The sequence below is a fragment of the Streptomyces sp. MnatMP-M17 genome (assembly GCF_900091995.1).
Taxonomy (GTDB): Bacteria; Actinomycetota; Actinomycetes; order Streptomycetales; family Streptomycetaceae; genus Streptomyces.
Map to the genome: position 1 here is coordinate 1 of NZ_FMDK01001042.1, position 2,249 is coordinate 2,249.

The 2,249-nt window shown below is 74.8% G+C and carries 1 protein-coding gene; it reads right to left on the bottom strand.

Features of this window, described 5'->3' with window-relative positions; translation table 11 throughout:
* Positions 1-2,249: molecular chaperone Hsp90 (locus GA0115259_RS35600; protein ID WP_093604517.1), on the bottom strand; the 2,249-nt coding region annotated here is incomplete at both ends.

Genomic DNA, 2,249 nt, shown 5'->3' on the forward strand with positions numbered 1-2,249 from the left:
GCGGCGAGCCGGCCGAGCAGCTCCGCCGCGCCGCCGGGCTCGTCCAGCAGCGCAGCGACCGAGGTCCGTACGCCCAGCGCCCGCAGCACCTGCGCGTCGTCGAAGCCCGTCGCGTCCACCGGGTCGTACAGCCCGGCCAGCAGCGGATCGCCGCCCGCGGAGCGCAGTCCGGCCGGGCGCCGGCCGTCGAGTACGGGATGGTCGCGCAGCCACCACGCGGTGTACGAACGTACGGTCTCCGTCGTGCCGTCGGGCAGCAGGATCCGTACGGACTGCGTCAGCGCGTCCCGCAGCGGCGGCCGGGCCAGCAGGGCGAGCGCCCGCGGCCAGGCGTCGTCGTCCACCAGGTCCAGGTCCCGTACGGCCACGATCTCCGTGGCGACCGGCGGCACGGGTGTCTCGGGCAGCCGGTCGAGGACGTCCTCGCACCAGACGTCCACCGCGTCCAGCAGGCCCGCGTCGTCGGGCTCGGCGAAGTCGCCGTCGCGGGGCTCCAGTTCGTCGGGGTCGAGGACAACGTCCGTGGCGCGTACGAGCGCGAAGTTGGCCAGCACGCCACAGGCGGCGAGCGGCTGTTCGCCCCAGCGCTCGGCCAACTCGGCGTCGCAGAAGGCGAGTTCATCCTCGCGTAGAACGGCGGCGAACGGGCTGCCGGGCAGGACGAGTTCACCGGCGGGAGCCAGTTCGCCGTCCTCGTCGGTCAGGGCGAGCGCGCCGAGCCACGGCTCGTCGCCCGCCTCAAGTCCCGCGTCCCGTACGAGACCGAGCACGATCTCGGCCAGTTCCTCGGCGTCCGGAGTGGCGGCCTCCTCGTCCCAGATCTCGCCCGCGTCCAGCGACGCCGCCACGGCGGCACGTACCTGAGGTGTCGTCAGCACGGCGCGAGGAGTGGCGGGCAGTGCGCCCAGCTTCTCCAGCAGCGGATGGGCGGCCTCGGGATGCGCGACCTTCAGTCCCAGCCTGGCGAGGTCCGCGGCGGCCTCGGCGTCGGGCAGCGGCAGCAGGACCTGGCGCGGGCCGATGGTGGTACGGCCGTTGGCCAGCGGCACCGGCAGTCCGGAGAGCCGCTCGGGATCGACGCCCGCGAGCGACTCGTACAGCCGCCACCACCACGCGGGCGGTCGCTCGACACCGGCGATCCGCTCGATGGCCTCGCCGAGCGGGAGCCGGCCGACGCCCAGGGTGCGCAGCTCGGTGCGGCGTTCGAGACCGGCGGGCAGCAGGGTGGGCAGTACTTCGGCGAGTACGCGTACGGTGTCGGCGCCGGCGCCTTCGACAACCTCGGCTTCGAAGGGCCGGAGGGCGGTGGGTGCTTCGTGCGCTTCCTTGTCCTCGACCGGCTCCTTGTCCTCGACCGGCGCGGCCGGGGCTTCTGAGGTCGCCGGGGCCTGCGAGGCTGCCGACGCGAGGAAGGCGACCCGGGGCAGCCGTTCCAGGATCGCGGCCCGCAGCCGGCCGTCCAGCTCGCCCTTGCCGAGCGGTCCCGGCACCAGGTCGATGGTCCCGGTGGAGACGGGCGCCCAGCCGCCGAGCAGTTCGGCGTACGCGTCGGCCGCCTTCTCCACCATGAAGTCGGTGAGCGGTCCGGGCGCGGGATGGCGCCGGGTGGTGTCCAGCGGCAGCGAGGCGATCAGCAGGGCGGGCACGCCGAGAGGCTCGTCGGTCGGGGTCGGCGCGTGTACCACGGGTGCGGTACGGGGCCGCCCGGGGGCGCCCTCGGCGTCCACGGGAACGGCCCAGGTGACCGACCAGTGCGGGCGCAGCCGCTCCTCCAGAGGCCGCCCTTCGAGGAGTCCGGGCGCGGTGGGACCGTGGTGGCTGACGACGCGCCAGCGGTTACGGACAGCGCCGTCCTCGATGCCGCCGTCCTCGATGTCGACGTACGGTCCGTGCTGCGAGCGGCGCAGCACCCGCTCACCGCCGTCCGGTGTCTCGACGACGATCTCGGTGAGCCCGGAGAGAGTCAGCAGCAGGGCGTCGTCGATCCCGGCGAGGAGCCGCTCCACGAGATCGGCCGCGGTGCCGTCGCGCAGCGGCAGGATGACGACGGTGTCGTATCCGTCCGGCGCCGTGCCCTCGGCGGGCAGAGGCAGCCGCAGCAGCGGTACGTGGCCCTCGCGGCGGCGCAGTTCGTCGCCGAGCCCCGGGCTTGTCGCGGCGGCCTGCCCGGCCAGCTCGCGGGCCTCGGCGAGGGACCAGCGGACGCCGCCGTGGCGTCCGATGACGGCCGGCTCGTCGCTGACGGCGAG